The organism is Pedobacter sp. 22163, assembly GCF_052045595.1.
Lineage (GTDB): Bacteria > Bacteroidota > Bacteroidia > Sphingobacteriales > Sphingobacteriaceae > Pedobacter.
The window spans coordinates 358,564-382,173 of sequence record NZ_JBQEPM010000004.1 but is presented as its reverse complement, the minus strand read 5'-3'; the positions used below and the strand labels follow the sequence as shown (position 1 = coordinate 382,173).

Annotated in this window: 26 protein-coding genes; 19 read left to right on the top strand and 7 right to left on the bottom strand. The window is 36.9% G+C overall.

The window, feature by feature from the left end; translation table 11 throughout:
- Positions 1-2: 2 nt before the first annotated feature.
- The 4 genes from ACTJKN_RS12840 to ACTJKN_RS12825 all read left to right on the top strand — a co-directional run bounded on the left by ACTJKN_RS12840 (position 3) and on the right by ACTJKN_RS12825 (position 3,329).
- A complete protein-coding gene (locus ACTJKN_RS12840; protein WP_440825488.1) occupies positions 3-542 on the top strand; it encodes a GNAT family N-acetyltransferase in 540 nt (179 codons plus the stop codon).
- A gap of 650 nt (positions 543-1,192) precedes the next feature.
- Complete coding sequence (locus tag ACTJKN_RS12835) at positions 1,193-1,645, top strand: cold-shock protein (RefSeq protein ID WP_029277369.1); 453 nt, start codon at positions 1,193-1,195, stop codon at positions 1,643-1,645.
- 585 nt (positions 1,646-2,230) lie between these two features.
- Positions 2,231-2,917 carry an SIMPL domain-containing protein gene (locus ACTJKN_RS12830; protein ID WP_029277365.1) on the top strand — a complete coding sequence of 229 codons (687 nt, stop codon included), beginning with the start codon at positions 2,231-2,233 and terminating at the stop codon, positions 2,915-2,917.
- Positions 2,918-3,014: 97 nt separating this feature from the next.
- Entirely contained in the window at positions 3,015-3,329 is a 315-nt protein-coding gene (locus ACTJKN_RS12825; protein WP_029277363.1) for a seryl-tRNA synthetase, read from the top strand.
- A gap of 193 nt (positions 3,330-3,522) precedes the next feature.
- On the opposite strand, the gene serS is transcribed toward ACTJKN_RS12825, so the two are convergent.
- On the bottom strand, positions 3,523-4,794 hold the full coding sequence (gene serS, locus ACTJKN_RS12820) for a serine--tRNA ligase (RefSeq protein WP_440825485.1): 1,272 nt from the start codon (positions 4,792-4,794) through the stop codon (positions 3,523-3,525).
- A 116-nt stretch (positions 4,795-4,910) separates the two neighbouring features.
- On the opposite strand from serS, the gene rsmI reads away from it, so the two are divergent.
- The 7 genes from rsmI to ACTJKN_RS12785 all read left to right on the top strand — a co-directional run bounded on the left by rsmI (position 4,911) and on the right by ACTJKN_RS12785 (position 10,571).
- Complete coding sequence (gene rsmI, locus ACTJKN_RS12815) at positions 4,911-5,624, top strand: 16S rRNA (cytidine(1402)-2'-O)-methyltransferase (RefSeq protein WP_131533856.1); 714 nt, start codon at positions 4,911-4,913, stop codon at positions 5,622-5,624.
- A 38-nt stretch (positions 5,625-5,662) separates the two neighbouring features.
- Entirely contained in the window at positions 5,663-6,316 is a 654-nt protein-coding gene (locus tag ACTJKN_RS12810; RefSeq protein ID WP_057931336.1) for a PH domain-containing protein, read from the top strand.
- A gap of 129 nt (positions 6,317-6,445) precedes the next feature.
- A complete protein-coding gene (lnt, locus tag ACTJKN_RS12805; RefSeq protein WP_440825482.1) occupies positions 6,446-8,059 on the top strand; it encodes an apolipoprotein N-acyltransferase in 1,614 nt (537 codons plus the stop codon).
- Positions 8,044-8,556 carry a hypothetical protein gene (locus tag ACTJKN_RS12800; protein WP_440825480.1) on the top strand — a complete coding sequence of 171 codons (513 nt, stop codon included), beginning with the start codon at positions 8,044-8,046 and terminating at the stop codon, positions 8,554-8,556. The genes lnt and ACTJKN_RS12800 overlap by 16 nt, the downstream gene beginning before the upstream one ends.
- An 18-nt stretch (positions 8,557-8,574) precedes the next feature.
- Positions 8,575-9,081 (top strand): signal peptidase II, encoded by a 507-nt coding sequence (gene lspA, locus ACTJKN_RS12795; protein WP_440825478.1) that lies wholly within the window; start codon positions 8,575-8,577, stop codon positions 9,079-9,081.
- A gap of 134 nt (positions 9,082-9,215) precedes the next feature.
- The gene (locus ACTJKN_RS12790) at positions 9,216-9,965 is read left to right on the top strand and encodes a M57 family metalloprotease (RefSeq protein ID WP_440825476.1); all 750 of its coding nucleotides are present in this window, start codon (positions 9,216-9,218) and stop codon (positions 9,963-9,965) included.
- Positions 9,966-10,154: 189 nt separating this feature from the next.
- The gene (locus tag ACTJKN_RS12785) at positions 10,155-10,571 is read left to right on the top strand and encodes an OsmC family protein (RefSeq protein ID WP_086548955.1); all 417 of its coding nucleotides are present in this window, start codon (positions 10,155-10,157) and stop codon (positions 10,569-10,571) included.
- A 231-nt stretch (positions 10,572-10,802) separates the two neighbouring features.
- On the opposite strand, the gene ACTJKN_RS12780 is transcribed toward ACTJKN_RS12785, so the two are convergent.
- A complete protein-coding gene (locus ACTJKN_RS12780) occupies positions 10,803-12,443 on the bottom strand; it encodes an NAD+ synthase (RefSeq protein ID WP_440825474.1) in 1,641 nt (546 codons plus the stop codon).
- 42 nt (positions 12,444-12,485) lie between these two features.
- The gene (locus tag ACTJKN_RS12775) at positions 12,486-13,160 is read right to left on the bottom strand and encodes a porin family protein (protein WP_440825473.1); all 675 of its coding nucleotides are present in this window, start codon (positions 13,158-13,160) and stop codon (positions 12,486-12,488) included.
- 31 nt (positions 13,161-13,191) lie between these two features.
- Here ACTJKN_RS12775 and gldB point away from each other — a divergent pair, with 31 nt between their 5' ends.
- The 4 genes from gldB (at position 13,192) to ACTJKN_RS12755 (ending at position 17,205) form a co-directional block, all read left to right on the top strand.
- A complete protein-coding gene (gldB, locus tag ACTJKN_RS12770; RefSeq protein ID WP_440825471.1) occupies positions 13,192-14,226 on the top strand; it encodes a gliding motility lipoprotein GldB in 1,035 nt (344 codons plus the stop codon).
- A gap of 107 nt (positions 14,227-14,333) precedes the next feature.
- Positions 14,334-15,104 carry a patatin-like phospholipase family protein gene (locus tag ACTJKN_RS12765; protein WP_057931344.1) on the top strand — a complete coding sequence of 257 codons (771 nt, stop codon included), beginning with the start codon at positions 14,334-14,336 and terminating at the stop codon, positions 15,102-15,104.
- A gap of 315 nt (positions 15,105-15,419) precedes the next feature.
- Positions 15,420-16,214, top strand: coding sequence for a M12 family metallopeptidase (locus ACTJKN_RS12760; protein ID WP_440825469.1), 795 nt, complete (start codon positions 15,420-15,422; stop codon positions 16,212-16,214).
- Between the two features lie 73 nt (positions 16,215-16,287).
- The gene (locus ACTJKN_RS12755) at positions 16,288-17,205 is read left to right on the top strand and encodes a hypothetical protein (RefSeq protein WP_440825467.1); all 918 of its coding nucleotides are present in this window, start codon (positions 16,288-16,290) and stop codon (positions 17,203-17,205) included.
- Here the strand turns inward: ACTJKN_RS12755 and ACTJKN_RS12750 are convergent.
- The 4 genes from ACTJKN_RS12750 to ACTJKN_RS12735 all read right to left on the bottom strand — a co-directional run bounded on the left by ACTJKN_RS12750 (position 17,202) and on the right by ACTJKN_RS12735 (position 21,173).
- Positions 17,202-17,918, bottom strand: a complete 717-nt coding sequence (locus ACTJKN_RS12750; RefSeq protein ID WP_440825466.1) for a 2-phosphosulfolactate phosphatase — start codon at positions 17,916-17,918, stop codon at positions 17,202-17,204. The two genes, ACTJKN_RS12755 and ACTJKN_RS12750, sit on opposite strands and share 4 nt — an antisense overlap.
- An 84-nt stretch (positions 17,919-18,002) precedes the next feature.
- Positions 18,003-19,082, bottom strand: coding sequence for a glycine cleavage system aminomethyltransferase GcvT (gcvT, locus tag ACTJKN_RS12745; protein WP_440825464.1), 1,080 nt, complete (start codon positions 19,080-19,082; stop codon positions 18,003-18,005).
- Between the two features lie 257 nt (positions 19,083-19,339).
- The gene (locus tag ACTJKN_RS12740; protein ID WP_440825462.1) at positions 19,340-20,542 is read right to left on the bottom strand and encodes a glycosyltransferase family 4 protein; all 1,203 of its coding nucleotides are present in this window, start codon (positions 20,540-20,542) and stop codon (positions 19,340-19,342) included.
- A 22-nt stretch (positions 20,543-20,564) separates the two neighbouring features.
- Positions 20,565-21,173 (bottom strand): ribonuclease HII, encoded by a 609-nt coding sequence (locus ACTJKN_RS12735; protein ID WP_440825460.1) that lies wholly within the window; start codon positions 21,171-21,173, stop codon positions 20,565-20,567.
- A gap of 85 nt (positions 21,174-21,258) precedes the next feature.
- Here ACTJKN_RS12735 and ACTJKN_RS12730 point away from each other — a divergent pair, with 85 nt between their 5' ends.
- The 4 genes from ACTJKN_RS12730 to ACTJKN_RS12715 all read left to right on the top strand — a co-directional run bounded on the left by ACTJKN_RS12730 (position 21,259) and on the right by ACTJKN_RS12715 (position 23,544).
- On the top strand, positions 21,259-21,858 hold the full coding sequence (locus ACTJKN_RS12730) for a hypothetical protein (RefSeq protein WP_440825458.1): 600 nt from the start codon (positions 21,259-21,261) through the stop codon (positions 21,856-21,858).
- Positions 21,855-22,196 (top strand): TfoX/Sxy family protein, encoded by a 342-nt coding sequence (locus ACTJKN_RS12725; protein WP_440825456.1) that lies wholly within the window; start codon positions 21,855-21,857, stop codon positions 22,194-22,196. Before ACTJKN_RS12730 ends, ACTJKN_RS12725 begins: the two co-directional genes overlap by 4 nt.
- Before the next feature lie 87 nt (positions 22,197-22,283).
- Positions 22,284-22,916, top strand: a complete 633-nt coding sequence (locus tag ACTJKN_RS12720) for a hypothetical protein (RefSeq protein WP_440825455.1) — start codon at positions 22,284-22,286, stop codon at positions 22,914-22,916.
- A 97-nt stretch (positions 22,917-23,013) separates the two neighbouring features.
- Positions 23,014-23,544, top strand: a complete 531-nt coding sequence (locus ACTJKN_RS12715) for a DUF4251 domain-containing protein (RefSeq protein ID WP_440825453.1) — start codon at positions 23,014-23,016, stop codon at positions 23,542-23,544.
- Positions 23,545-23,610 lie beyond the last annotated feature (66 nt).

Genomic DNA, 23,610 nt, shown 5'->3' with positions numbered 1-23,610 from the left:
ATATGAATTTCGATTTACAGCCTACATTAGCGAACAATTTAATTAAAGTTGTTCCACTAAAAGAAGAGGATTTTGAAGTCCTTTTTGCGGTAGCTTCAGATCCCCTGATTTGGGAACAGCATCCGAACAAAGACCGCTATAAAATAGAGGTTTTCGAAAATTTCTTTAAAGGTGCAATAGAATCGAAGGGTGCTTTTATCGTTTATGAAAAAGAAAGCAATAAAGTTGTGGGCAGTTCCAGGTACTACGAATTGGACGAAACAGAACATTCAGTTGCTGTTGGTTACACTTTTATTGCCCGCGAGTTTTGGGGCAAGGGGCATAATAAGGCTTTAAAAACTTTAATGTTTGATTATGCTTTTCAATTTGTAGATAAAGTAATTTTACATATCGGTGCTACTAATTTCCGTTCACAAAAAGCAACAGAAAAATTAGGCGCCGTTAAAATCGCTGAATTAGAGGTAGCCTATTATGGTGAGCCCTTAAAATGGAATTTTGTTTATCAGATCGATAAAGATAAGTGGGAAAATAAACCATCTTAAAGCTTTAACCACTAATTTTTTACGGAAAGAGTCTGCCACGGAAACACTGAAACCACGGAAAAGGTATAAACATTCAATCGTCCTCGTTTGTCACAAAGTGATTCCTTTGGAATAAAGAGGATGACCAAGGGTTTGCATTGTAATGCAATAAGTAGCTAATTAATAGCAGGTTTTAACCACAGATTTTACAGATCAACACAGATACGATGTCCTCCTCATCTGTGTTCATCCACTTCATCTGTGGTAAAAAAGAAAAAACTGGTGGCAGCAAATCAGGAAAAAATTAATTCCGTGTAAACCCGTGCTTCCGTGGCAAATACTAATTTTAACTACAGATTTTTTCAGAAAAAGCCTGCCACGGAAACACTGAAACCACAGAAAAGGTATAAACCTCAACCCAACATCTGTGCTCATCCTCTCCATCTGTGGTGAAAAAAAGACAATCGCCTCAAAAAACACACAAGGCTAAAGAATAGATCTTAATTCCTTGTAAATCTGTGCTTCCGCGGCAAACACATTTATAATCCTGTGTGGTTCGTACCAAATGACAAGAGCATAACCGAATAAAATCGTGTTTATGCTTTAGTATTGTTATCTTTGTATAATTCTCCATTCCACTCACCTTTCAAAACAAAACAATTAAATAAAATATGGCTAAATCTCAGGCAACATACAGTAAAAAAGAGAACGAAAAAAAACGATTAAAAAAACAAAAAGACAAACAAGAGAAAAAAGAAGAGCGTCAGGCTAATGCAAAAAAAGGTTTAGCGCTTGAAGATATGATGGCTTATGTTGATGAAAACGGAAACATCTCTTCTACTCCACCAGATCCGAAGAAAAAGAAAGTAATTAATACAGAAGATATTCAGATCGGTATTTCAAGACAAGAGGACATCATCGATGAAAATCCTGTTAAAAAAGGAACAGTTACTTTCTTTAACGACAGTAAAGGTTACGGTTTTATTAAAAACACTGAAACACAAGACAGTATTTTTGTTCACGCAAACGGTTTAATCACCCAGATAAAAGAAGGTGATAAAGTTACGTTCGAAGTAGAAATGGGTCAAAAAGGACCAACTGCTGTTAAAGTATCAAAGGTTTAACAACCACAATTCAATTCTTTTTGCAATTTCTAATTGCAAAACATGATTAAAATTCTGCAGAGAACTCTGCTGCGCTAGGTTTTATAACCATTTATAATTCCGTCTATTTAAGCATAAAACCTTGCGCATAATTTTACTCTCTTTCTATTTATTTTAGAAAATCAGGTTTCAATGTGCATTGGCCAATCCGGTCCTGCCATCGCTATTTTCCTCATTTCGCTGCGCTTTCATTCCGGGCTTTCCGCTTTGTCGGGTTTAAGTGGCTGGAACAATAGCTTTTTTAATGGATGAAGTATCTGAATGAATATTTGTATGATAAGAAGAATAATATTTTTTCAGGTTAAAATTATTGCAGTCGCAATTGTTTATGCCTGATAGATTTTTTCAATAGTAGCATAATCCTTTGTTAATAAACCCGATAACAACGGCAGCCCCCGATTTTCTTCGGGGCTAAAGTGTATAGCGGGACAGCTTTTGCCCTGAAATACTGATGTTCATTTCCAAAAAGAAAAAAAAATAATAATCTCGGTGTGGAATTTGTGCATGGCTTACATCATTACAGTACACACAAAGAAAAATTGAATTATGAAAAAGTTAATAGCACTTGCACTGGTTGCATTTTTAGGATTATCATCAGCGATGGCTCAACAAGTAGATTTACGCAGAAAAATCAATGTTAGCGGAACAGCAGAAACAGAAGTAACACCAGATATTATTTATATCGGTATTTCGCTTAAAGAATATTTAAACGGAAAGAAAAAAGTAGACATTACAGAATTGGAAAAACAATTGTATGCGGCAGTACAAAAAGCGGGCATTGCAAAAGAAAATTTAACCATCAGCAATTTAAGCAGCTGGAACTATGCTACAGAAAAAAAGAAAAACCCTGATTTCTTAGCCAGCAAACAATACCGCTTAAAAGTTAGCGATCTAAACAAGTTTAATGCAATATTAGAGTCGATAGATGCTAAAGGAATTGCTAATACGAATATTGAAAGCTACGATTACTCTAAAATTGAAACCTTAAAAAAAGAGCTTAAAATTAAAGCTTTATTAGCAGCGAAAGACAAAGCGGCTTACATGGTTGAGGCCTTAGGCGATAAATTAGGTGGTGTAATTGAGATACAAGACGGTGGAGACAATGTAATACAACCCGTTTACAGAAATTATGCAATGAAAGCTGAAATGGCCGATGCCGCTGGCGCTCCTGAAATCGATTTCAAAAAAATTAAGCTAAATTTCACGGTAAACGCCATTTTCGAGATCAAATAACATTTTTAATAGTTAAATTAATGCTTTTTAAAACCTACCAGAACATTTTGGTAGGTTTTTTGTTACGTAGAGGTCGAACACTAAAAAATTAGATATTATGAAAAAATTCATCTACACGTTAGCCTTGGTTTTCTCTTTAGGCATTAGTTTTAATTCAGCTCAGGCTGCTGATAAACCTGCAAAAAACCCAACAGAATTAACTGCCGAACAAGCAGTGAAACTGGAAAGAATTAAAACCCGTGTTGAAGAGATCAGAGACATGGATAAATCGAACTTAACAAGAGCAGAACGTAAAGCTTTACGTAGCGAGTTAAGAGAATTAAAAGGCCAGGCCCGCGCAGTTTCTGGAGGTGTTTACCTTTCAGTTGGTGCAATCATTATCATCATTTTATTGTTGATCTTGATTTTATAATCAATACGCATTACATCTATCTATATAAAAAACAAAAAGCTTTGCATTACTGCAAAGCTTTTTTTATGCCCATCTTGCGAAGTTTACTCAGTCTTGCGCGAAAGGGAACTTCGCAAGTCTCCGCGCACGGCCTAAGCAAAACTAACGAAGTTCAATGCGCACAAGCCCATTGAAACTTCATTAGTTTCCCTGATTAATCAATAATATCAAAACCGGTATATTTCACTAAAGCTTCCGGAATTTTAATTCCGTCTTCGGTTTGGTAGTTTTCTAAAATAGAAGCTACAATACGCGGTAGTGCCAATGCGCTTCCGTTTAATGAGTGAGCCAGTTGTGCCTTACCTTCTTTTCCTTTAAAACGTAATTTTAAACGGTTACTCTGATAAGTTTCGAAATTTGATACAGAAGAAACTTCTAACCAACGCTCCTGGGCAGCACTCCAAACCTCCATATCGTATGTCATGGCAGAAGTAAAGCCCATATCGCCACCGCATAAACGCAACACACGGTAATGTAATCCCAACTCCTTTAATAAAGACTGAACATATTGGCTCATATCTTCTAAGGTTTCGTAAGATTTATCAGGATGTGTAATCTGGACCACTTCAACCTTATCAAACTGGTGTAAACGATTTAAACCACGTACATGTGCACCATATGAACCTGCTTCTCTACGGAAACATGGTGTATAAGCGGTATTTTTAATAGGAAGGTCTTCTTCCTTAACAATTACATCACGGTATAAATTGGTTACCGGAACTTCGGCTGTTGGAATTAAATATAAATCATCAACAGTTGAATGATACATCTGACCTTCTTTATCTGGCAACTGTCCGGTGCCAAAACCCGAAGCCGCATTAACCAAATGAGGTACCTGCATCTCTTTATAACCTGCTTCAGTAGCATGATCTAAAAAGAAATTAATCAAGGCACGCTGTAACTTTGCCCCTTTTCCTTTATAAACCGGAAAACCTGCACCAGTAATTTTCACACCCAACTCGAAATCGATAATATCATATTTCGCAGCCAATTCCCAGTGCGGCAAAGCCTTGTTTGGTAATTTAGCAGGCGCTCCATGTGTTAGAACAACCTCGTTTTCTTCTGCCGTAGATCCTTGTTTTACCAAATGGTATGGTAAATTTGGCAGCTGAACAATTAAATTATGCTGGGCAGCTTCCAGCTCATTTAATTTATCGCTCAGGTTTTTAATATTTTCTTTATGAGAAGCCGTTTGTGCTTTAATTGCCTCAGCCTCTTCTTTTTTACCAGTACGCATTAAATCGCCAATTTGTTTGGCAGCTGCATTCGCTTCAGCAGAAATATTATCCAGGGAAGTTTGTGTAGAACGGCGATCCTCATCAATTTTGATGATTTCATCTACCAGTTCCGGCTGTTTAAAATTGCGGATACTTAAACGTTCTAAAACTTTCTCTCTATTTTCGCGGATATAGTTAACTTGCAGCATTATTTAATTTTTTAAGCAAAGATAATAATTAAGTCGTCATTGCGAACGCTTGCGGCAATCTCCCAACAAAAAGATTGCTTCGTCGTTCCTTCTCGCAATGACGGACACAGAAAAATATGGATGGCAAACTATTTCTCGTACCAACGCCCATAGGCAATTTGGAGGATATGACCTTTAGGGCAATCCGTATATTAAAAGAATGCGATTTAATCCTCGCTGAAGATACCCGCACCAGTGCTCCAATGCTTAAACACTTCGGCATCGATAAAAGGGTTTTTTCTCACCACCAGCACAATGAACATAAAGCCACTTCAGAAATCATCAAGTTTCTAAATGAAGGGCAGAAAATTGCTTTAATATCTGATGCCGGAACACCTGCCATTTCCGATCCGGGTTTTTTCTTGGTACGCGAAGCGATTAAAAACGATATTGCAGTAGAATGTTTACCAGGCGCAACGGCTTTTGTGCCTGCTTTGGTTAACTCAGGCCTACCTGCAGATGCATTCTGTTTTGAAGGTTTTTTGCCAGTTAAAAAAGGCAGACAAACAAAGTTTAAAAAATTGGCCGAAGAAGACCGCACCATTATACTTTATGAAAGTCCACACCGTTTATTAAAAACTTTAGAGGAATTTGCACAGTATCTTGGAGCTGATAGACAGGCGTCGGTAAGTAGAGAGCTTACCAAGATGTTCGAAGAAACTGTTCGTGGAACTTTGGTGGAAATAAAATCACATTTTGAAAACAATACTTTAAAAGGAGAATTTGTAATTTGCATAGCGGGGAAACCCAATATTAAAAGCAAAAACAAATATGAAGCTGCTGAAGAGTAGCATCAAAAACGTAACCAACACAACAATTTAAAAATATTATGATTAGCATAGATAGATTTCTGAGTGACGAACAAGACCCAAAAGCGGTTGAAAAAGTTATTGGAAAATTAAACGACCTTTTAACAGCAGGCGAAGAACTTTTATATTTAGCTGTACAGAAAAAACCAGCGGTAAATTTGTTACCAGATAGCATCGCGATTTCGAATAAACGCATTTTTTATTGCGAGCCAGGTAATTTAGGCTTAACCATGAACTTTAAAGATATTTCGTGGAAAAGCATTAAAGAGGTTTCATTTAAAGAAGAATTTTTTGGTTCTAAATTTATCTGTGTACCACAACATGGCGAAAACATCGTAACCGAATTTATTCCGAAAGTACAGGCGCGTAAATTACATCAGGCTGCGAACCAGCAATTGGATGAGTACAAGGAAATGCTCCGTCAGCAAAAACTGGAAGAAAACCGTGCTACAGCGTCTCCCATTAATTTAAATGCGCAGCCCCTTGCCGAAATCCCTGCTTACGAACCAACTCCTGAGCCAGTGCAACCTGTTATTCAGATCGCTGAAGTTGTAGAAGAGCCAGAAGATGAAACCACATTAAAATTACGCAAGCTTAAAACTTTGTACGATAAACACCTGATTACTCAGGAAGAATACGAAGCTAAAAAAGCAAATATTTTAGATAGTTTGTAAGTAAACCCCTGTCATGCTGAGGCACGAAGCATCTTTAACACAACCGTACTGCACTTACGTTAACAAAAACAAGGTCAGTTTTCTGTCGCATAGAGATTCTTCCTGCGTCAGAATGACAAGTAATCTTATATGAAATCTAAACAAACTTACCTCCTCGCCCTCTTAAGTGCATTTTTGCTTTGGCTAGCCTGGCCACCAATGCCTTTTACCACACCTTTGTTGTTGATCGGTCTGGTGCCTTTATTCATTGCACTCAATTCTATTTCAGGCAATGCTAAAAAAAAGCAGGGAAAAAGAATCTTCTTGACTGCAGGCTTAACTTTTTTAGTTTGGAATACGGCATCAATTTATTGGGTGTACAATGCGATAAGTGCCTATAATGGTCCGGCAGTAGCCCTTCCCGTTTCTTTAATTCCTTATGGATTAGGTGCACTTTTAATGACTTTTGCTTTTTGGTTATACTATCGATTGGGCAAATACGTAAATAAAAAGACCGCGTACCTTGGGTTAATTGCCTTTTATATCGCATTAGAGTATTTGCAACAAACCTGGGATTTAGCTTTTCCTTGGATGACTTTAGGTAATGGTTTAGCAGGAATGCATCAGCTGGCACAATGGTACGATTATACCGGTATTTATGGAGGTTCATTGTGGATTTTAGTGAGCAATATCCTCGCTTTTGAAGCCTATAAGAAATTTAAATCGCAAACAGGTTATCTACGGTTTAGAACCGCAGGAATCTGGGCTTTGGTGGTAATTATTCCAATCGGCATTTCATTAACAAAATACTTTACCGCCGAACAAAAAGGTACACCTAGTAATGTAGTGGTGGTTCAACCGAATATCGATCCTTATCAAAAACTGGAGAATATTCCCCCAGCTGAACAGATTAAGATACTAACTCATTTATCTGATTCGATCGGACAAACCAACACTGAATATTTTATCTGGCCGGAAACCGCTATACCAAATTATGCAGATGAGGATAAGATCAGAAACAATCCTGACTTCATTAGTTTACAAAACTTCTTAAACAAATATAAAAACGGCACCCTGATTACAGGAATAGAAAGTGTTAAGTGGTACGAAGATAAAAGAACGGTATCAGCAAAGCTACATCAAAACGGAATGTATTTTGACAACTATAATTCTGCCATGCAAGTTGAAAACTCTGCTAATGTTCAGTTTTACCATAAATCTAAGTTGGTTCCTGGCGTAGAGAAAATGCCTTTCCCAAAAGTATTTTCTTTTTTAGATGGTGTTTTTGCGCAATTGGGTGGAACAGTTGGTGGTTGGGGTTGGCAGGAAAAGCCAAGTGTACTTTATGCACAAAGCGGCATTGGCGCTGCTCCAGTAGTTTGTTACGAAAGTTTATGGGGAGACTGGATCGGTGAGCAGGTTAAAGATGGTGCGCAATTTATTGCTATTATCACTAATGATGGCTGGTGGGGAAATACCTCTGGTAAAGACCAGCACATGATGTACGCTAAGCTCAGGGCAATTGAAACCCATCGTGATGTGGCCCGTTCTGCAAATACTGGAATCTCCTGTTTCATTAATCAGCGTGGCGACGTAACACAAAGCACCAAATGGTGGACAAGGACTGCAATAAAGGCCAACATTAACCTAAATGACGAGATTACTTTTTACGTAAAAAGTGGAGATATTATTGCAAAAATATTATGTGTTTTAGCGGTTATCTTAGCCTTGATTATTCCTTATAGAAAATGGGTAAAAAACTGAAAATACTCGTTTGCTTTCTGTTATTATTTGTTGAACTTAAAGTTAAAGCCCAAGTTTATTTAGATAGTTTGAATAAACAATCAAATGCGATGTTAGTCGCGTATAACAATAATGATTACCAAACGCTATTCAAATATACACATCCCAAAATTATTGGGCTTATGGGCGGGATTGACTCTGCAAAAACAGTGCTTAGAAAGGCGATGAATTTTGTTGCAGATAAAGGTGTATCTTATATCAAGATCAACACCGGAACCCCTCAACAAATAATCAGATCTGCACATATAGTTCAATGTATACTGCCGCAAATTTCTGAAGTGAAAATTAAGGATAAAAAAGCTAGGGCTATAAATTATCTCCTTTGCATATCTTATAACTCTGGTAAAAATTGGTATTTTATAAATGCCGACGAGGAAAAAGAAGCATACCTTAAAAAGCTAATACCAGAAATAAGTAAAGAATTAATAATTCCAGAAATGGAATTAACATACCATTAAATTTCTAATTATAAAAACATGCAACAGTTTAAAAACCTTAGGTGGTCTGTTTTATTATTACTGCTCACATTAAATTTCGGTTGCGATCAGATTTCTAAAAAAATTGTGCGTACAGAGATCAGCGATTACGAACACATCAGCATTATAAAAGACCGTTTTACCTTAACCAAAGTAGAAAATAGTGGTGCATTCTTAAGTCTTGGCGATAATATGCCCTATATTTTCAGACTCATTATTTTAACAGGCTTGCCATTACTATTTTTGGGTTATGGATTATATTTCCTCTTTGCCAAACGCAATTTACCAATGAGTATGCAAATTGCTTTGTGTTTTCTGATAGGCGGCGGAATTGGCAACTTATACGATCGGATTGTTCACGGATCAGTGACCGATTTTATGCATATGGACTTTTACCTCTTCCAAACAGGTGTTTTCAATTTTGCTGATATTTCGATCATGATTGGTGTAGGTATATTGCTTTTCCAGTCGATTAGAAGTAACAGACTAAAACAAGAGGTAGATTAGGTTAGCAAGCAAGATCCATGGCTAATTAAGAATACAAAATAAATACGCATAAAAATACAAATATGTATTTTTTGTATTATATTTATGTAATACTCAATTGCAGCATATTACGATCTAAACCAAAAACCTAAACTATGAAACACTTATTAACAAAAACTATGCTGATTGCATTGCTCTCAGTAATGGTAATCTCGTGCTCGAAAAAGAATGAGCTACCAGCAGATCAGGAAAAAGAAACCGTTCAAAATCAAAAAGTTCTTGCCTACATCAAAAATCTTGGATTTACAGATGCACAGATTGTAGAAAGCGGAGATAATTACGTTGTAGACGGCGATATCGTGTTTAGCAAAACCATGGAAGTTCCTGCCGATAATGGAAAACCGATAACAGAACAATATTATAATGGATATATTGTAACCAATAGCACTAATATACGCGTTAAAGTCGACCCTTCGATAAACGGCATGATCAGCGAAATCAATTCTGCAATTAACCAATGGAATACCGTACCAAACTCGAAAATCAAATTTGTAATTACTACAGGTACTATTTATGATATCCTAATTAAAGTAGATAATACCATTGGAAGTTCTACATGCGGACAGGCTTATTTATCAACCTCCAACGGTAAGGCTGGCAATACGGTTTGGATTAACCAGAACCTGATCCAAAACAATTCTTTTGCACAACGTACGAGAACCATAACACATGAATTTGGGCATACCATTTCATTTAAACACACTAACCAATCTACAACCATTAATGTACCTGGGGTTGGAGGAACCGATGCATTATCATTAATGAACGGCGGACAATGTGGAAGCGGCGCTACTGTTTTATCAGCAAAGGATAAACAGGCTACCGCAGTATTGTACCCTTTATAATTAAAAATCAGATAAATAACCTAAAAAGATCGTAATGCAATGGAAGCTGTTTCTCTGAAGCAGCTTCTTTTTTTGAAACAATATTTGAAAATGATTTGAATACAGGAATTTCTTAACAAAGAATTGCCACCTTTAAACAAACATATTTTTATCTTTAGGTGTTAAACAATCTAAAAATAAAATCCAATCATGAAAAGAAATGCAACAGCCGTATGGCAAGGCTCTATTAAAGAAGGTAATGGTAACATCACTACACAAAGTACCACTTTAAATAATACTCAATATTCTTTTAATTCCCGCTTTGCAGAAGGTGTTGGCACAAATCCAGAAGAATTAATTGCTGCTGCGCACGCAGGCTGTTTTACAATGAAATTATCAGCTAACCTAACTGAAGCCGGATTTACAGCAGATAAATTGGAAACCAAATGCGAAATTAACCTGGATCCATCAAAAGGCGAAATTGTAGAATCACACTTAACCCTAACCGCTTCTGTTCCTAATTTAACACAAGAAAAGTTTGATGAACTGGTAGCAGATGCGGAAAAAAACTGCCCAATATCTAAATTATTAAACACAACGATTACCGTTGATGCGACTTTAGCGTAAAATGTGATGGCGGACCGGTAATAGATCGTCATTTCGAGCGGAGTGCAACGTAGTCGAGAAATCTGTCTAGAGAGAGATCTCCATTCCACTGCGCTTCAGTCGAGATGACGACTCGTCTACAATTCACAGCTTAAACAATTAACCGTTTAACCAACAAGTAAACAGTTTTCAATTGGCAATTCACAATTGAACAATCAAAATAACTTTTAAACGTTTAAACCTTTCAACAGCCTAAGCCATATATTTCCCTACAATCGGCATTCTTCTGCCCATGCCAAATGCTTTTGGCGATACCCTTAAAATAGGTGGTGTTTGATAGCGTTTAAATTCTGCAATGTTTACCATTTTTAGAATCCGCAGCACCAATGCTTCATCAAATCCTTGAGCAATAATGGCTTTTGAGCCTTGTTTCTTTTCGATGTGCTGATATAATATTTTATCAAGTATTTCATATTCAGGCAAGGAATCAGAATCTTTTTGATCGGGCCTCAACTCTGCAGATGGTGGTTTAACAATGGTATTGACCGGAATAATTTCTCTTTCTTTGTTAATGTACCTTGCCAGCTCAAAAACCTGCATTTTATACACATCGCCTATTACCCCAATAGCGCCACACATATCTCCATATAAAGTGCCATAACCAACAGCACACTCGCTTTTGTTCGATGTATTCAATAAAATATAGCCAAACTTGTTACTCATGGCCATATTAATAATGCCACGGATGCGGGCCTGCACATTTTCTTCAGCAAGGTTAAAGGGCAAACCCTTAAAGGCTGGTGCTAGTATATGATCGAAAGCTTCTGCAACTTCTTTAATAGGCACAATTTCGTGCATACAACCAATATTGTTAACCAAATCTAAAGCATCTTGAACGGAATGATCGGAAGAGAATTTAGAAGGCATTAAAACGGCCATTACATTCTCAGGGCCTAACGCACGACAGGCCAAAGCGCAAACCACAGCGGAGTCGATCCCACCTGATAAGCCCAAAACGGCTTTACTGAAACCAGATTTACTGAAATAATCTTTTATACCTAAAATCAACGCGTCGTGAATCTGCTCAATATCGGTCAATCTTTCCGATTGGGGATATTTATTACGCACATTTTCAACCTCTTCCAGATCAAAAACCTGAAGGTCTTCTTCAAAATATTTCATCTCTGCTTTCATGGCTCCATCAGCATCAAAAACTAAAGAACCGCCATCAAAAATAATTTCTGTCTGTGCGCCAACCTGGTTTACATAAAATACAGGCAGGTTGTACTTTTTTGCATTATCGGCCAATACTTTAATGCGTTCATCATCATGGGTGTAAGAGAAAGGAGATGCAGCAATATTAATCATCACATCTGGTTGCTCCTTAATCAGCTCATCCATTGGATTAGAAACATATAGTGGATTATCGTTGATATTCCACAGATCTTCGCAAATGGTGAGGGCAATTTTTTTACCCTTAAAATCGATACAGTTAAATTGCGTGGCAGGTTCGAAATAACGGTATTCATCAAATACATCGTAAGTAGGTAAAAGTGCTTTTTTAACCACGGCTTTAACTTTCCCTTCTTCGATGAAATAGGCAGCATTAAACAGGTCTTTTCCCTGTAACACTTCGTTTTTAATAGGTAGGCCCACAATACAGGCGATATCTGTACAGTGTTTGGCTATCTCCTGAGCGGCAGTTTCGCACAATAAGATAAACTCATCAAACTCCAAAAAATCTCTTGGCGGATAGCCACAGATAGCAAGCTCGGCAAAAACAACCAGATCTGCGCCTTTATCTTTCGCCAATTGAATATTTTCGGTTATTTTTTTCGTGTTCGCCTTGAAGTTCCCGATATGGTAATTGAGTTGTGCTAGTGCTATTTTCATATTTAATGTATCAAGTAGTGAGTATCAAAACAAATATCCAGATTAAAAGAATACACCGAAATTAAGTGCCAAATAATGGTTTCTAACATCTCTGGCTTTATCTGTTACAATATTAGTGAAACCGTTATTAAAAGTTAAACCAGCTACGATACTGGTATTACCCGAAATATCAAATTCGCCGCCGCCACCGATGATTAATCCGGCACGGTAAAGTTTAATGTTATCGGATACATTTAAATTATCGCCAACAACCGTTCCGCCTGTTACAGCATCTTGCTTAGCACTGATGTTGATTGAATTAGACAATCCAAACTGACCATACCAGCGTTTTCCATCAGCCTTAACTGTTTTTAGTTTAATGGTTAAAGGCAAGTCTACATATTGTAGTTTGTATTTTAAATCGTAAGCTTTCGGTGCAGCGCTACTGCTCGCGCTATAGTAAGGCAGAACATTTGCCTCTGTACTTTTACCATTTATCGAAGTGATGGTTAGCGCAGTAGAAAAACTATAATTCGGGGCAAAATTAAAATCACCAATTAATCCATAAGAAAAGCCCAAAGCTATTCCGTCTGTTTTTCCTTGTTCAGGTTTAACCCAACCAAAAGTCGGCGTAGCGGTTAAACCTAACCTAAAACCGTAATTGGTTAAAGGAGAATTTTGCGCCCATGCGCCAATACTTAAAAGAGATAAAATTAAAACGGTCGATATTTTTTTCATGCTATAGGGTGTTTATATATATTTGTTGTACATGATGTATAACGTAAAACACTGGCAAATTTATCTAATTTTTCTTTTTGCCGTCACATTTATTTCCTGCAGGCAAAGCAACAGGCCCGATGTAAGCAATATACAGGTAAACATTAAAATCGAAAGATTTGATAACGAGCTATTTGCCGGAAAAAACAAAAATGTTATTGAGGTAGATAAACAGCTTAGTTCAAAATATGGTGTGTTTTATGACGATTTTATCCACCGGATTCTGGACAGTAAATACGCTAACACCGAATCGTTGGCCAATTTGTACCGCGACCAAGCTTATACCGATTTAAGCAAAGAAGTAGATAGTGTTTTTCCAAACTTAAAAGTGCAGGAAGAAGGATTAAGCGAGACTTTTAAATACATTAAATATTATTATCCGAACGCGAAGATTCCTAAATTTATTTCTTTTGCTTCCGGTTTTGCTTACCAAATGCCCGTAGGCGATAACTATCTGGGTATTGGTTTGGATATGTTTTTGGGAAAAGACAGCAAATTTTATAGGGCTATTGTTCAGAGTGTGCCCTTATACCTTTCGAGGAGGTTTGCACCTGAATATATTGTGCCGCGTGTAGCAGAAACCTACGCCCACGAAGAACTTTTTGCAGAGCCTGATGACAATAGAACCCTGTTGTCTAAAATGATCTTCCAGGGAAAGATTTTATACTTCTTAGATCAGGTTTTACCTGAAAGCTTAAGCGATTCTACCAAAATCGGATACACCCAACAACAGTTAGACTGGGCACAAAATTTTGAAGGCGATATTTGGGCATATTTTTTGGAGAACAATTACCTGTACGAAACCGACTATCAAAAAATCCAGGTGTTTTTATCTGAAGGACCTTTTACGCCAGGTTTAGGTGAAAATAGAGATTCGGCACCAAAATTGGGTGTATGGATGGGTTGGCAAATTGTAAGAAAATATATGAAAGAACACCCTGATGTTACTTTACAACAATTAATGGTAGATAACGATACACAGAAAATTTTAAATCAATCGAAGTACAAACCGAAACAACAGAGATAGTTATCAGTTTGCGGTTTTTAGTTATCAGTTTACAAGCCAGAACAATGCCACAATTAAGCAATAAAATCGATCAGTTGAACTTTAAAGTAATCATCTAAATTAACCCTATGAAAGTTGGCATTGTATTATCAGGCGGAGGCATTAGGGGAATAGCACATTTAGGCGTTTTAAAAGCCTTTAGCAATTTAGGCATTACCTTTAGTCACATTAGCGGAACAAGTGCAGGAGCAATAGCCGGGGCCTTTTTTGCCGCTGGCATAGATCCGGAGGAAGGTTTGAATATTTTCCTTAAAACGAAACTCTGGCGCTTCGTTCGTCCGGCGGTGGGTTCTCTGGGTTTAATCAACATCGAAAACACTTCTCTGATTTTAAAGGAATATTTTCCGGAAGATTCAATTGAAAAGCTAAAAATACCTTTAACCATTGCTGCCGTAAATTTTAGCGAAGGCCGATTGGTTTATTTTACAAAAGGACCGCTTATTAGGGCTATTCATGCCTCTAGCTGTATACCAGGCATTTTTAAACCCATTATGATTGATGGCCAGATGTATGTAGACGGCGGCATTTTAAATAATTTCCCGGTTGAACCTTTAATGGATGACTGCGATTTCATTATAGGTTCGTCTTGTAACCACCTTAAACCAGTTGATAAAATTACCGGGATTACCAATTTAATGGGGCGTGCCGGTATAATGTCTATTAACCACGACATGGAAAGGAAAGCAAAATTCTGTAACGTATTAATCGAACCAAAAGGTTTAGGGGCTATTAGTACATTCGATATGAAACGTGCAGAAGATATTTATTGGCTGGCACACGAAGAAGCCTTGATTACGATTAAAAATAGTCCAACCATTTCTGAATTAATTACAAAATAACAACTGGATTCACTTGCTTATTTCTTGCCGTACGTAATATTTAAACTACAATAAAATAGTTTATATTAAACAAATTAATGAGTGTAAAAAATACACATATGCAATAAAAATATTACAATTCTCTTGGCGTTGATATAATATTATTTTACTTTAGGATTATACTTTGCAAATGCAGAGAAAATTAAACCTAAATGTCTATCTATGTTTTTCAACCTGATTATTCTTTTTCAAAGAAGAATTCCTGTTTTTACGATCTTCTAACTTGATTTCCATTCAAATACAGATCATTAATTTTTACCTAAAAAAAACCTAAACATGAAATTCTTAAAATTAAATAAAACCCTATTAACTGCCCTGGCGCTAACCACAGTATTATTCGCATGTAAAAAAGAAAAACCTACAGAGACGGCAGATTTACAAAAACCTGAATTATCTGCTGTTAATCCCCTTGGCGACATCCAGATCTGTACAGAGAGATCATTGGATGGAACTACCCCGAGAGGCGCCGTTCTAAAGTCAACAAAATGGATTCCGGGAACTACGATTAAAGTAAGCTTAAACGGAAGCACAGCAGCCATCAGGGCTAAAGTAATCCAATATGCGAAAGCGTGGGAACAATATGCCAACATCAAATTCAACTTTGTAACAAACGACAATACAGCCAAAATCAGGGTAAGTTTTGTAAGCGGGGATGGATCTTGGTCGTACATTGGGAAATCAACGCCCAGCACCGGTGCAACTATGAACTATGGTTGGTTAACTGCAACTACAGCAGATTCTGAATATAGCCGCGTGGTAATCCATGAATTCGGCCATGCCTTAGGATTGATCCATGAGCACCAACATCCATTAGTGGCTATTCCATGGGATAAACCTGCTGTTTATGCCTATTATGCTGCTGCACCAAATTACTGGAGCCAGGCCGATGTAGACAATAACTTATTTGCAAAATACAGTACCACACAAACCAATTATAGCGCTTACGATAAATATTCGATCATGCACTATTCGGTTCCAAACGAATTAACCATCGGTGATTTCGAAGTGGGATGGAATACCGTATTATCACCTACTGATAAATCATTTATCGCTTCAGTATATCCATTTTAGAAAATAAATTATTACATATAGTGGTTTTAAGTAACCACTATGTGTATTTTGCTGTTATAAAATAAAAACAGATATGCTGATCGCTTTGCGGATTTCCTTTATCAAACCATTTTTAGCCTGCTTAACACTCTTTTTATTCTATCAAACTGCATCGGCACAAGATACCCCCCATAAATGGGAGGTAAAGCCTTATGCAGGCATTCAACAATCAAGATTTGATTGGTCTATTGCAGGTAATGCGGCCGGAACCAATCCGAATGTATTATCAGAACTCATCTGGAAAAATCTTAAAGGGCCTGGTTTTGGCTTAGACATTAAATACAATATTACCGAGCGGCTTAGTATTAAAGCCGCTAACCAATATAGCAGCATAACCAAGGGAGAGGCAGAAGATACCGATTATGCAGATGATAACCGGCAAAGTGCTTTTTATTTCGATCTGCTCAACGCAGATAAGGGTTATTTATACGATGCCGATTTACAGCTCAGTTACCAACTGTTCAAATTTGGCGATTTTAACATCAATCCAATTGTTGGACTTTCATATCATCAGCAAAAATTTCATTTGTTAGAAAGTGCAACTAATCCTGACAGTAAAGGCTTAAACTCTACGTATGTAGCAAGATATAAAGGATTCGATTTTGGAGCAGAACTTGTTCTTAAAATGCAGAAATTCAGTATAGGTGCCACAGTTTTAAGCGGTTTTTATATTTATTCGGCAAAAGCCAACTGGAATTTAATTCCTGATTTTGCAAAACCTGTAAGCTTTACACATAAGGCAAATTCCTTTTCATTAAGTGGCGATATCAATCTGGCTATACCATTAAACAAAAGTTTACGGTTAGAAGTTGACTATAAAATCAATAACATCAACACTTATTCTGGTGTAGATAAAGCTTATTTTAATAGTAGACCAACAGAGGAAACTCAATTTAATGGAGCAAGTTTCAGAAAAAATGCAGTATTGCTGGGCTTAAATTTTAGCTTTTAATTTTTTAAGGCCACCAAACGCTCGCCTTCCAGTACTGGAATTGTTTTGCAAATATTTAACTGCAAACAGAAAACAACATCTTCTTCTATATTCAACTGGGCCAAACGATGGCTATGTGATGATTTGTGAAGGTATTTCCTCAGATCTGCTTTAGCTAAGGCATACAAATCTTCTGCAGCCACGCTAGAATCATCAAAATGTTCGAAATTTTGACGGAGATTATTTACCACAGCACCCGCAAAAAGAGTATCCTCTAAATTGAACTGATCTTTCCAACCGGCGCAAAGCAAAAGTACACTCTTATCCTGGCTTTTCAAATAATCGCAAAGTGAATCTAAGTTCAGGAAAGACCCGATTACAACCTGATAAGCCCTTTTCTGAGCCAAATGCAAGGCCTTAGTTCCATTGGTAGTAGTTAAAACGACCGTTTTTCCGTTTACTTTTTCATGGGTATAAGAAAATGGCGAGTTGCCGAAATCATAGCCTGCTACTACCTCTCCATTTCGTTCTGCTGCCAATAAAAATCCGCTATCGCGATAGTTTAAACAATCTTTTACCTGAGCTACGGGAATAATCGCTTCAGCACCATTATCTATCCCGTAGGTAATAGATGATGTGGCTCTTAAAATATCGATAACCACCACAATGCTTTGTTCGATATCATATAAATCAATCAAGGCTGGTGTTAAACAAACTTCTATTTTTTTTGACATTTGACGAGATATGAGGTGTGAGATATGGGATATGAGATTTTAGCGGTCAAACCGTCTCAAATCTCATGTCTATTGTCTCAAATCTTATTTATAAAAAGGAAACTTAACCACTTTAGCTTTAATTGGCGTATTGCGGATTAAAATAAAAACTTCAGTTCCTTCTTTAGCGAAATCTTTTGCAATGTAGCCCATACCTATTGCTTTTTGCAAAGAAGGTGCCTGGGTACCAGAAGTCACTTTACCGATAATATTTCCTTCGGCATCAGCAATTTCATAATCATGGCGTGGAATACCACGATCGATCATTTCAAAACCAACCAATTTCTTTTGAATACCAGCTTCTTTTTGGGCCAATAATGCCTCTGAATTGGTAAAAGATTTGGAAAATTTAGTAATCCAACCTAAACCTGCTTCAATAGGCGAGGTAGTATCATCAATATCATTTCCATATAAACAGAAACCCATTTCCAAACGCAAAGTATCGCGGGCACCTAAGCCTATTGGCTGAATGTTGTATGGCGCACCTGCTTTAAAAATAGCATCCCAAATTTGATCGGCGTATTGGTTTTCGAAATAAATCTCGAAACCTCCAGCGCCGGTATAACCTGTTGCAGAAATAACTACATTATCAACACTAGCAAAGGTACCTTTAACGAAAGTGTAATACTCCATTGATGCCAAATCAACATCAGTTAATGTTTGTAAAGCATCTGCTGCTTTTGGTCCTTGAATGGCTAAAAGAGAGGTTTGATCAGAAATATTGTGCATTTCTACATCTTTCGAATTGAATTGCTGAATCCAGTTCCAATCTTTTTCGATGTTTGATGCGTTTACCACTAACATATAGGTTTTGTCATCTATTTTGTAAACCAAAAGATCATCAACAATACCGCCATCTTTATTCGGCAAACAAGAATACTGGACTTTTCCATCATATAATTTAGAAGCATCGTTACTGGTTACGCGTTGAATAAGATCTAATGCGTTTTCACCTTTCAGAATAAATTCGCCCATGTGGCTTACATCAAAAACACCAACGCCGTTACGAACAGTTGCATGTTCGGCATTAATACCTTCGTAAGTAACAGGCATATTGTAACCTGCAAATGGAACCATTTTAGCGCCTAAAGCGATGTGTTTTTCTGTTAATGCGGTGTTTTTCATCCGTAAATTTTATTTTTTATGATAATGAAGCCAGTATAGCTGATATTCTGTGAATGATGACGGCTTTATTCGCTATTCTTCTTGGGGTGCAAAAGTACTAAGAAAAAGATAAAATTTTGAGGTTAATTTTAAGGAGATTTTGGATGGTTTTTCTATTCGTCCGTCATGATAAACTTGTTTCAGCATTTATTAAAGAGATTTCCAGAGTTGACAACTTTTCTTTCTAAGTGCATAGAAAAGTTGTCAACTCTATACGGCTAGGCACTCACCAATTCTTCGTAAATCTTCAGCATTTTACTGGAGATTAAATGAACACCATGGTCGTTTTCTACTGTTTTACGGGCGTTCTCTCCTATTTCTACCCAACGTTTAGGGTTAATGATACATTGTAAAATCGACCGGTAAAATTCATCTGCAGAATCAGCAATTAAAATGTCATGGCCATGCCTGCAATTAATTCCCTCTGCGGCAGTAGTGGTAGCTATGATGCATTTTTTCATAGCCATACCTTCAATAATCTTTACCCGCATTCCGGTGCCAGAAATTAAAGGGACAATCATAATTGCCTTCGAATTCATAAATTCTACTGCATCAAAAACCTCACCTTCTACAATCAGATTTTCTGAATCGTATTCGAAGAAATGTTTCTGCATGTTTTTTCCTGCGATATAAAAACGAAGATCTTTATTTAGTTTTTCGATATCTGGCCAGATATCATCCAAAAACCATTCTAATCCTTCCTGATTTGGTCGCCAGTCCATGGCACCTAAATGAAACAGTGTAGGAAAACTGGTTTTGGTTTTATCTACTTTATATTTTTCTAAATCGATGGCAACGGGGAAAACCGACATCGGAATTTCGCAGCCGAACATTAATATACTTTGTCGATCGGGCTCCGAAATGGCAAAAATATGGTGGAAACGGTTAATCTGATCAGTTTCGTATGCTTTAAGCCGCTGGGCTAAAAAAGCTAAATATTTACGCCTAATAAGAAACTTTTCTGAATGAGAAAGACGTTCCCAAAGGGTAAATTCGATATTGTGTGCCCTATAAATAAGCTTAGCATTACTGTTTGCCTTAACCACATCCAGATAAGGAACAACAAAAAGCCCCTCAAATTGAATAATATCAAACACATTTTCCCGTAAAAGATTTTCTAACTGGCGGGCGGCATCTTCGCTGTAATAACGGGAAACATTATAAGATTCGTTAGTGAAAATATTAAAAAATGCCGACCATACATTTACATCTGTATCTAAATCGTAGGTATGATATTTAATCTGTTCAAAAATAGGATCGTAAATATCTTCGATATCGATTCTTCCTTTTGTTGGGTTGAGGCTAAACAAAGTAATATCTGCACCAAGTTGCAGCAAACCTTTTATGGTATTATAAACCACGATAGGATAACCACTATTTGGCGGAAAGGGAACCCGCTTAGTAATCAACAGAATTTTCACAATGTTGTGAAAATACGAAATTTTAGGCGTTTTTTGAAAACAGTTCTAACTGGGGATCGCTCACATTAAAAGTTTTGCGGTGAAAAGGCGATAACCCGATTTCAATTACAGCCTTGCGGTGTGCAATTGTTGGGTATCCCTTGTTCTGCTGCCAATTGTAATGCGGATAATTGGTATGCAGATTGGTCATAAATTCATCGCGGTGGGTTTTCGCCAATATAGAAGCGGCGGCGATATTTAGATATTTACCATCGCCCTTCACAATGCAACTGTGTGGAATTTGCGGATAGGTTTTGAAACGGTTGCCATCAATTACCAGGTATTTCGGTTGGGTATGTAATTTTTCAATCGCCCTGTGCATGGCCAAAAACGAAGCATTTAAAATATTGATCCTGTCTATCTCTTCATGATCACAAGAAGCTACGGCCCAAGCTAAAGCTTCCTGTTCTATTATAGGTCTCAGAGCGGCCCTTTGCTCATGCGATAACTGTTTAGAATCATTTAATCCTTCTAACACAAAACCTTTTGGCAATATTACCGCCGCGGCAAAAACAGGACCAGCGAGGCAACCTCTTCCAGCTTCATCACACCCAGCCTCTAATAATTCTTCCTGATAGCAGTTTAACAACATATTGCAAATTTAAAGAATAACGTCAGATTATTGAAAATTGGTTGATAAAGATGTAATTTAGTTTTAAACACCACAAGCGTCAAGCATGTTAAAAATCTTAAATACCTTTTGTTTCTTTTTAATTTGTAGTTCATTGTTTGCACAAAATAAAGAATTAGAAAATTTATCAATTGAAGAACAGGATTCATTAATGGAGAAGAACTCCCAATGTATGCATAGAGATAAATTTAGTGCTGAACAAAGGAAACTATTTTATCCTTTTAATCGAACAGAATTTATATCCATAATATCTTTTCAAGATACGATATCAGAATTTTCAAGTCATTTACCAGTGAAAAAAGGTATTTTGAATAGCGGGTTGGTTAAAGAAGAAATTAGACTTCCTAAAGCAGATATTGATAAACTGACAGATCTATTTTTTAATTATGGTTATATATCCAAAAAATATGGCGTAATTATAAATAGAATGGCTTGTTATGATCCACATAATGCTATATTATTCTTTAACAATGAAAGAAAAGTAATTGCTTATATAGAAATCTGTTTCGATTGCCTGGGCATGAAATTTAGCTCAAAAAAAATAAAAGTTGGAGAAAATTGCACTGAAAAATTTAGTATGCTCAAAAATTTCTTCATATCAAAAGGAATCAAATTTGTTTCAATAGATCATACAACTGAATTATGAGAGCTCACAACGAAACCTTAGCCCTTCGTGTCGCCGAACGGTTGATGCATATAGCCGATGTAGAAGAAAAACTGATGTTTAGTGGGCTTATTTTTATGGTGAATGGCAAAATGTGTATTGGTGTTTCTAAGAACAGCATGATGGTGAGGCTCGACCCTAATACTTTGGAAAATTTATCAGATAAAGATGGCTGGCAGCAGATGGTGATGGGCGGTAGGCCAATGAAGGGCTACGTTTCGGTATCAGAAGATGTTTTAGGCCGGAATGATGAGCTTGATTTCTGGGTTAATCTTGCGCTGGCCTTCAATCCTTTTGCGAAAGCATCTAAAAAGAAATAGTCAAATAACTAGCCATTATCTCACTAGCCTTTAAAAACTAGCAAGAGCCATATTTTTTGATTAATTTTGTAGTTCTAATCAAATTTTATGAAAAAAGGGGCTGCTATAGCGGTATTTCTGCTATCGATTTCATTTACTGTTCTGGCTCAAGTTAAAAGAACTGCAACATCAACAGAAACTAAAGAAACAAATTCACAACAATTAAGGGTTAAGGCGCCAGAAGGGCATTATTGTGATTACTGTAAACTAAATTATCCCGAATCACATTTCCCTTGCATTATGAAATCGATTAAAGGCAAACTGGACGTGACCACGGGAGAGGTAAGTTTTGTTGCCGGACAACCTATCGGTGGTATTGTGGTTAAAGGAGGTAAAAATCCGGGTGGCAATTCAATTAGCCTGCTAACTAACGAAAATGGCGAAATAGAATTTAACAATGCAAGTGCCGGAAACTATAAGTTTATCATTTCTGTGCCTTCAACCAACCCGAAATCACGTGTAGCGGGCTCACCTATCGGCGGTATAATAGTTAAAGGAGGTAAAAATCCTGGAGGCAATTTAATTACTTTAATTACTAACGAAAATGGCGAAATAGAACTCAACAACCTTCCTACAGGCACCTATAAATTTACAGCAATGGGCGCTTCATCAACAGAGAAAAGTAATCCGTTATACAAATCGAGTTATTCGGAAAAGGTAAATCCACTATATAAAAACTAAAATCGTTAAATTTACGCCACCGTCCATTTTTTGGCACTATTATGGAATCTTTCAAATCTGTGCATCTTTAAATTGTTACACATTTAAAACACACATTATGAAACGTTTAAATTTAATATTGAGCCTTGCCTTTCTTTTGATTGGGATTCAATTATTTGCCCAAACCAATAAGGAAACTACACTGAAAATTGTAGCAGATAAAAATTATACTTTTGTTGCCAATACCGCCCTGCCGATGTCGAATAATGATATTAACAGAGTATTAGCGATGATGCCAGGCAGTCAGGGTGGTGGCTCTATAAACCTGACGGGTTCGCAATACGATGTTAAGGTTACCAAAGATAGTATTGTTGCTTATTTACCTTATTACGGAAGATCTTTTTCTGCCCCTATGGACCCTACTCAGGGTGGCATTAAATTTACCTCTAAAGATTTTACCTATCTAGAATCGAAGAATAAAAAAGGATTATACACCATCCAGATTAATACAAAGGATGTAAAAAGAGAAAACTATCGGTTTACCATTAATATCTCAACCAATGGGTATGCATCTTTAACAGCGAGCAGTGTAAATAAACAACCTATCATTTTTAACGGTTATTTAGACGAACCGAAGAAACAGGATTAAGAGTAGAAAATCTGACTCGATAAATCGTCATTTCGAGCGGAGTGCAACGCAGTCGAGAAATCTATC

What these genes read in the sequence shown, in the direction of transcription:
- ACTJKN_RS12840 (WP_440825488.1), top strand. Translation starts at nt 3, where the DNA reads ATGAATTTCGATTTACAGCCTACATTAGCGAACAATTTAATTAAAGTT.
- ACTJKN_RS12835 (WP_029277369.1), top strand. Translation starts at nt 1,193, where the DNA reads ATGGCTAAATCTCAGGCAACATACAGTAAAAAAGAGAACGAAAAAAAA.
- ACTJKN_RS12830 (WP_029277365.1), top strand. Translation starts at nt 2,231, where the DNA reads ATGAAAAAGTTAATAGCACTTGCACTGGTTGCATTTTTAGGATTATCA.
- ACTJKN_RS12825 (WP_029277363.1), top strand. Translation starts at nt 3,015, where the DNA reads ATGAAAAAATTCATCTACACGTTAGCCTTGGTTTTCTCTTTAGGCATT.
- serS (WP_440825485.1), bottom strand. Translation starts at nt 4,794, where the DNA reads ATGCTGCAAGTTAACTATATCCGCGAAAATAGAGAGAAAGTTTTAGAA.
- rsmI (WP_131533856.1), top strand. Translation starts at nt 4,911, where the DNA reads ATGGATGGCAAACTATTTCTCGTACCAACGCCCATAGGCAATTTGGAG.
- ACTJKN_RS12810 (WP_057931336.1), top strand. Translation starts at nt 5,663, where the DNA reads ATGATTAGCATAGATAGATTTCTGAGTGACGAACAAGACCCAAAAGCG.
- lnt (WP_440825482.1), top strand. Translation starts at nt 6,446, where the DNA reads ATGAAATCTAAACAAACTTACCTCCTCGCCCTCTTAAGTGCATTTTTG.
- ACTJKN_RS12800 (WP_440825480.1), top strand. Translation starts at nt 8,044, where the DNA reads ATGGGTAAAAAACTGAAAATACTCGTTTGCTTTCTGTTATTATTTGTT.
- lspA (WP_440825478.1), top strand. Translation starts at nt 8,575, where the DNA reads ATGCAACAGTTTAAAAACCTTAGGTGGTCTGTTTTATTATTACTGCTC.
- ACTJKN_RS12790 (WP_440825476.1), top strand. Translation starts at nt 9,216, where the DNA reads ATGAAACACTTATTAACAAAAACTATGCTGATTGCATTGCTCTCAGTA.
- ACTJKN_RS12785 (WP_086548955.1), top strand. Translation starts at nt 10,155, where the DNA reads ATGAAAAGAAATGCAACAGCCGTATGGCAAGGCTCTATTAAAGAAGGT.
- ACTJKN_RS12780 (WP_440825474.1), bottom strand. Translation starts at nt 12,443, where the DNA reads ATGAAAATAGCACTAGCACAACTCAATTACCATATCGGGAACTTCAAG.
- ACTJKN_RS12775 (WP_440825473.1), bottom strand. Translation starts at nt 13,160, where the DNA reads ATGAAAAAAATATCGACCGTTTTAATTTTATCTCTTTTAAGTATTGGC.
- gldB (WP_440825471.1), top strand. Translation starts at nt 13,192, where the DNA reads ATGATGTATAACGTAAAACACTGGCAAATTTATCTAATTTTTCTTTTT.
- ACTJKN_RS12765 (WP_057931344.1), top strand. Translation starts at nt 14,334, where the DNA reads ATGAAAGTTGGCATTGTATTATCAGGCGGAGGCATTAGGGGAATAGCA.
- ACTJKN_RS12760 (WP_440825469.1), top strand. Translation starts at nt 15,420, where the DNA reads ATGAAATTCTTAAAATTAAATAAAACCCTATTAACTGCCCTGGCGCTA.
- ACTJKN_RS12755 (WP_440825467.1), top strand. Translation starts at nt 16,288, where the DNA reads ATGCTGATCGCTTTGCGGATTTCCTTTATCAAACCATTTTTAGCCTGC.
- ACTJKN_RS12750 (WP_440825466.1), bottom strand. Translation starts at nt 17,918, where the DNA reads ATGTCAAAAAAAATAGAAGTTTGTTTAACACCAGCCTTGATTGATTTA.
- gcvT (WP_440825464.1), bottom strand. Translation starts at nt 19,082, where the DNA reads ATGAAAAACACCGCATTAACAGAAAAACACATCGCTTTAGGCGCTAAA.
- ACTJKN_RS12735 (WP_440825460.1), bottom strand. Translation starts at nt 21,173, where the DNA reads ATGTTGTTAAACTGCTATCAGGAAGAATTATTAGAGGCTGGGTGTGAT.
- ACTJKN_RS12730 (WP_440825458.1), top strand. Translation starts at nt 21,259, where the DNA reads ATGTTAAAAATCTTAAATACCTTTTGTTTCTTTTTAATTTGTAGTTCA.
- ACTJKN_RS12725 (WP_440825456.1), top strand. Translation starts at nt 21,855, where the DNA reads ATGAGAGCTCACAACGAAACCTTAGCCCTTCGTGTCGCCGAACGGTTG.
- ACTJKN_RS12720 (WP_440825455.1), top strand. Translation starts at nt 22,284, where the DNA reads ATGAAAAAAGGGGCTGCTATAGCGGTATTTCTGCTATCGATTTCATTT.
- ACTJKN_RS12715 (WP_440825453.1), top strand. Translation starts at nt 23,014, where the DNA reads ATGAAACGTTTAAATTTAATATTGAGCCTTGCCTTTCTTTTGATTGGG.